The sequence below is a fragment of the Aeromicrobium sp. REDSEA-S32_B7 genome (genome assembly GCF_001626145.1).
In the GTDB taxonomy this organism is placed as follows: Bacteria; Actinomycetota; Actinomycetes; order Propionibacteriales; family Nocardioidaceae; genus Aeromicrobium; species Aeromicrobium erythreum.
This window is the reverse complement of the sequence record NZ_LUNF01000038.1, coordinates 1-5,842: the sequence shown is the minus strand read 5'-3', so window position 1 is coordinate 5,842 and position 5,842 is coordinate 1. Positions and strand designations below refer to the sequence as shown.

Genomic DNA, 5,842 nt, shown 5'->3' with positions numbered 1-5,842 from the left:
TCCGAGCGGTGCCGGAGGTCCGCGCCGAGGAGACGGAGTACCTCATCACGCACCTGGGCGAGGACGCCCCGGACGAGCGTGACGCCGACGACGCTTCCTCCGCCCCGATGCTCCCCGCGCCGGTCTTCGCGGACATGGTGCTGCGCGAGACCGCGGTGCAGGCGACCACGCTCGCCGCCGGCCTGCGCCGGGCGCTGAGCCCGGAGGTGCGTCACCGCATCCGCTTCGAGATGCGTCGCGAGGTCAAGCGGGCCCGCAAGCAGCGCCGCGCCGACCTGCGCGCCGCGCGCCGCGACCTGCACGCCCGCCAGCGAGCGGCGGAGCAGGCCGCATGAGGCGCGGCCTCTGGTTCGCAGCCGGGGCCGGGGCCGGGATCTACGCCATGGTGCGTGGACGCCGCGCGGCTGAGGTCCTCACCGCGGACGGCCTCCAGGACCGACTCGGGGCGCTCGCGCTCGGCGCCCGGATGTTCCGTGACGAGGTGGCCCAGGGCCGCGCGGACGCCGAGACCGAGGTGCGTGCCCGCCTGGGCGTGCCGCCCCACGCGAGCACCACCCCCGAGATCACCCCCCAGAGCACCCCCCAGATCACCCACGACACGACCAAGCAGCTGGAGAGAGGGAACGACTGATGGAGACCGCCGAGATCCGACGCAGGTTCGTGGCGCACTTCGAGCGCCACGGCCACACGGTGGTCCCGTCGGCGTCGTTGCTGCTCGACGACCCGAACCTGCTGTTCGTCAACGCCGGCATGGTGCCCTTCAAGCCCTACTTCCTGGGCCAGGAGACCCCGCAGTGGGACCGGGCCACCAGCGTGCAGAAGTGCGTGCGGACCCTCGACATCGAGGAGGTCGGCAAGACGACCCGGCACGGCACGTTCTTCCAGATGTGCGGCAACTTCTCCTTCGGCGACTACTTCAAGGAGGGCGCGATCCGCTTCGCCTGGGAGCTGGTCACCGGCTCCCAGGACGACGGCGGCTACGGCTTCGACCCGGAGAAGATCTGGGTCACGGTGCTGCCCAGCGACACCGAGGCCAAGCAGCTGTGGCACGAGATCGCCGGCCTGCCCTACGAGCGCATCCAGGAACGCGGCCTGGAGGACAACTACTGGAACATGGGCGTCCCCGGCCCCGGAGGTCCCTGCTCGGAGATCTACATCGACCGCGGGCCGGAGTACGGCCCCGACGGTGGGCCCAACGCCGACGAGGACCGGTTCCTGGAGATCTGGAACCTCGTCTTCATGCAGGAGTCGCTCTCGACGGTCCGCTCCAAGGCCGACTTCGACGTCGAGGGCCCGCTGCCGGCCAAGAACATCGACACCGGCATGGGCCTGGAGCGGGTGGCCTACCTCCTCCAGGGCAAGGACAACCTCTACGAGATCGACGAGGTCTTCCCGGTCATCGAGAAGGCCGCCGAGCTCACCGGGCGCACCTACGGCGCCGACGCCGAGGACGACGTGCGCTTCCGCGTGGTCGCCGACCACGTCCGCTCGGGCCTGATGCTCATGGGCGACGGCGTCACGCCCGGCAACGAGGCCCGCGGCTACGTGCTGCGTCGCCTGCTGCGCCGCGCCGTGCGCTCCATGCGCCTGCTGGGCTACGAGGACCCGGCGCTGCCGGAGCTGCTGCCCGTCAGCCTCGACCGCATGAAGGCCTCCTACCCCGAGCTGGAGGCCGACTTCCCGCGGATCGAGCAGGTCGCCTACGCCGAGGAGGACGCGTTCCGCTCCACGCTCGGCAAGGGCACGCAGATCTTCGACGTCGCGGCGCAGAAGGTGAAGGCCGACGGCGGCACGGGGCTGTCCGGCGAGGCCGCCTTCACCCTGCACGACACCTACGGCTTCCCGATCGACCTCACCCTCGAGATGGCGCAGGAGCAGGGGCTCAGCGTCGACGCCGACGGCTTCCGGGCCCTCATGGCCGAGCAGAAGGCACGCGCCAAGGCCGACGCGAAGGCCAAGAAGGGCGTCCACGCCGACACCCACGCCTACCGGGCCGCGCTCGACGCGAACGGTCCGACGGACTGGCAGGCGTACACGACGCTCTCGACGGAGTCGAGGGTCCTGGCGCTGCTGAGCCAGGGCGAGGCCGTGCCGGCGCTCACGGCGGGCAGCATCGGCGAGGTCGTGCTCGACCGCACCCCGTTCTACGCCGAGTCCGGCGGCCAGAACGCCGACGCCGGCACCCTCACGTGGTCCGGCCACGGCGGTGGCACCGCCGAGGTGCTCGACGTCCAGCGCCCCATCAAGGGCCTGGTCGTCCACCAGGTGCGCGTGCTGGAGGGCGAGCTGGTCGTCGACGAGCAGCTCTCCGCCGACGTGGACCCCGAGTGGCGTCTCGGTGCGCGGCAGGCGCACTCCGGCACGCACGTCGTCCACGCGGCGCTGCGCGAGGTGCTCGGCCCCACGGCGCTCCAGTCGGGCTCGTACAACCGCCCCGGCTACCTGCGCCTCGACTTCGGGTGGAGCGGCGCGCTCTCGCCCGAGCAGCTGCACGACGTCGAGCACGTGTCGAACCGGGCGCTGCGCGAGGACCTGCCGGTCTCGGCGCAGTACATGACGCTGCCCGAGGCCCGGGAGTGGGGCGCGGCGGGCCCTGGTCGCGCGAGCTGTGCGGTGGCACGCACGTCGACCGCTCCAGCCAGATCGGCACCGTCGTCGTCACCTCCGACGGGTCCGTCGGCGCCGGCAACCGCCGCATCGAGGCGCTCACCGGCCTCGAGGGCTTCGCCTACCTCGCGAAGGAGCGCGACCTCGTGCTCCAGCTCACCGACGTGCTCAAGGCGCGTCCCGAGGAGGTCCCGACCCGGGTCAACGACCTCCTCGCCCGGCTGAAGGCCACCGAGAAGGAGCTCGAGAAGCTCAAGGCGGCCGAGCTGCAGGGCGCCGCCGGCGACGTCGCCGCTGCGGCCGTCGACGTCGACGGCGTCGCGGTCGTGACGCACCGCGCCGAGCCTCGCGCTCGACGTGCGCGGCCGGCTGCAGGACCGCGCTGCCGTCGTCGTCGTGGTCGGGACGGCGAACGACCGTCCCTCCGTGGTCGTGGCGCTCACCCCCGCCGCGCAGGAGCGGGGGCTCGCGGCCAACGCCCTCGTCGGCGTCGTCGGCGAGCGGATCGGCGGCAAGGGCGGCGGCAAGCCCGACGTCGCGCAGGGCGGCGGCACCGACGTCGGAGGCATCGACGCAGCCTTCGCCGCCGTGCTCGACGCGGTCCGCGTGGCGGTCGGACGATGACGGCGGCTGCATGAGGACGGGCCGATGAGGCGGAACCGATGAGGCGGGGCCGCAGGCTGGGGGTCGACGTCGGCGACGTGCGCATCGGCGTCGCCGTCTGCGATCCCGACGGTCTGGTCGCGACGCCGCTCGAGACGGTGGCGGCCGGACGCGACGCCGTCGCCCGCCTCGTGGCCCTGGCCGAGGAGGTCGACGCGCTCGAGCTGGTCGTCGGTCTTCCCGTCTCGCTCAACGGTCGCGAGGGGCCCGCCGCGGCGAAGGTGCGCGGGTTCGCGCAGGGTCTGCGCGAGGCCGTCGATCCGCGGGTTGTCCGGCTGTTCGACGAGCGCATGTCTACGATGACTGCCGACAGCCTGCTCCGCGAGGGCGGGCGTCCAGGACGGAAACGACGTCAGGTGATCGACCAGACCGCGGCCGCGGTGATCCTGCAGACCGCCCTGGACACCGAACGGACCCGTGGCAGCGCCCCGGGCGAGACGATCTGAGGTCTACGTGAGCGACAGCGGACTCGACATCCTCGGCAGCGAGCCGGGCGACCGTCGCGCGACCCGCCCCGGAGGCCGACGTGCCCCGCGGCGAGGTCCGCGGTGGGGGCGCATCATCCTCGTGCTCGCGCTCGTCGGTGGCATCGTCTTCGGCGGCAAGGTCGTCTGGGACAAGGCCGGCACCTACCTGAACGGTCCGCAGGACTACACGGGTCGGGGCAGCGGCGAGGTCGTCGTGGAGATCCCGTCGGGCGCGGACGGGCAGGCCATGGCCCGCATCCTGGCCAAGCAGGACGTCGTCAAGACCGCCGAGGCCTTCTACCAGCTCTCGCTCAACGACGACCGGTTCTCGACGATCCAGCCGGGCTTCTACCAGCTGCGCCGCAAGATGTCGGCCGCGGCGGCCCTCGACGGCCTGACCGACACGTCGAACCGTGTCGAGGGACGCGTCGTCATCCCCGAGGGCTCGCGCGTCGGGCAGATCGTCAAGGCGATCGCCGCGGGCTCGGAGATCCGCGAGGCCGACGTGACGAAGGTCCTCGACGACCCGAGGGAGCTCGGCCTGCCCCCGGAGGCGAACGGCAACCCCGAGGGCTACCTGTACCCGGCGACCTACACGGTCGAGCCCGGGACCACGGCGCTCGAGCTGCTGCAGCAGATGGTCAAGAAGACCCTCGACGTCGAGAACGACCTCGACATCGACACCCGGGCGCGGGCGCTCGGGCTCTCCAAGGAGGACGTGCTGACGGTCGCGAGCATCCTCGAGTACGAGGCCGCCCGCGACGAGGACTACCCCAAGGTCGCGCGGGTGCTCTACAACCGCATCGCCGACGGCATGCCGCTGCAGCTCGACTCGACCGTGTCGTACGTGAGCAAGCGCGAGGGCGACGTCTGGACGACGCCCGAGGAGCGCGCCAACCCGTCGGAGTACAACACGTACCAGAACACCGGCCTGCCGCCCGGACCGATCGGCTCGCCCGGGGAGAAGACCATCGAGGCCGCACTGAACCCCGCGCAGGGCGACTGGCTGTACTTCTTCGCCGACAAGCAGGGCGTCACCATCTTCAACACGAGCTTTGCCAAGCACACGGCCGACTGCCAGAAGGTCTACGGCGCCGGCTCCTGCGGCCCAGACATCGGCGTCGGCGAACGCCCCTGTCTTGACGCTGGCCGACGCGCTCGACCTCGCCGACAGCGTCACCGACGTCGCGCGTGCCGCCGGCGGCGCCAACACGCTGCTCCTGGAGCAGGGACCGCGCGGTCGCCACGTGCGCGCCGACAACACCGACGTCCCCGGCGCGCGCGCCGCGCTGTCGGAGGCCGGCGTGGTCGACGTGCCGGTCGTCCGCGTCCTGGGCGCGGGCGCGACGGCCGCGTCGGTCGCGCACGCCGTGGCCGGCCTGGGAGCCGGTCTGGTCGAGCTCGTCGTGCGCGACGTCGGCCGCGCCGAGGAGACGGTGGCCGCGGTCCACGCCGCCGGCCTGGAGGCCCGCGTGCTCGACGCCTCGACGTCGCCGACCGGTCCGGTCGACCTGCTGGTCTCCACCGTCCCGGAGTCCGTGGCGGGGGAGCGGGCCGACGCCTGGGCGGCCGACGCGGCGGCGGTCTTCGACGTCGTCTACGACCCCTGGCCGACGCGGCTGAGCGTCGCGGCCAGGGCGGCCGGCCGTCCGGTCGTCACCGGTCTGGACCTCCTCGCGCACCAGGCCGTCCTCCAGCTGCGCCTCATGACGGGTGCGTCGGTCGACGTCGACGTCGTGCGCGGGGCCGCGCTGGAGGTCCTCGCGAGCGCATAGTCTGCGGGCGTGGACATCGCGTACGTCGTGGCCGCCGCGCTGGCGGCCGGGATCCTGGGGGCTCTCGGCCCCGCCGCGATCGCGCGCCTGCCCGAGCCGTCCCCGCACCCCGAGGACGACCCGGACGAGCCGCCCAAGGAGCCGTACGTCGAGCTCGCCCGCCGTCCGCACCTCGCAGCGGGGCTGGCGCTGACGTCGGTGCTGCTGCTGCTCGTGGTCGCCACCGCGTTGGACGGCCCGTGGCTGCTGCCGGCATGGGCCATATTCGCCGGCGCAGGGAGCTGGCTGGCGTGGGTCGACCTGCGCACGCGTCTGCTGCCGTACCTCCTC

At 72.9% G+C, this 5,842-nt stretch carries 4 protein-coding genes and 3 pseudogenes; all 7 read left to right on the top strand.

From position 1 onward, the window contains the following. Nucleotides 1-335, top strand: a 335-nt coding sequence (locus A6Q79_RS02695; protein WP_317696031.1) for a hypothetical protein, incomplete at its 5' end; no start/stop codon positions are given. Then, nucleotides 332-631 carry a DUF6167 family protein gene (locus A6Q79_RS02690; RefSeq protein ID WP_317696028.1) on the top strand — a complete coding sequence of 100 codons (300 nt, stop codon included), beginning with the start codon at nt 332-334 and terminating at the stop codon, nt 629-631. The genes A6Q79_RS02695 and A6Q79_RS02690, both read left to right, overlap by 4 nt. After that, nucleotides 631-3,231: pseudogene (gene alaS, locus A6Q79_RS02685) on the top strand (alanine--tRNA ligase). Before A6Q79_RS02690 ends, alaS begins: the two are co-directional and overlap by 1 nt. Before the next feature lie 38 nt (nt 3,232-3,269). Beyond that, a complete protein-coding gene (gene ruvX / locus A6Q79_RS02680; protein WP_286690819.1) occupies nt 3,270-3,716 on the top strand; it encodes a Holliday junction resolvase RuvX in 447 nt (148 codons plus the stop codon). Nucleotides 3,717-3,984: 268 nt separating this feature from the next. After that, nucleotides 3,985-4,758 (top strand): annotated as a pseudogene (gene mltG / locus A6Q79_RS18540) (endolytic transglycosylase MltG); the annotation flags it as partial. 118 nt (nt 4,759-4,876) lie between these two features. Then, the gene (locus A6Q79_RS02670) at nt 4,877-5,512 is read left to right on the top strand and encodes a shikimate dehydrogenase (protein ID WP_317696022.1); all 636 of its coding nucleotides are present in this window, start codon (nt 4,877-4,879) and stop codon (nt 5,510-5,512) included. Nucleotides 5,513-5,521: 9 nt separating this feature from the next. After that, nucleotides 5,522-5,842 (top strand): annotated as a pseudogene (locus A6Q79_RS02665) (hypothetical protein); the annotation flags it as partial.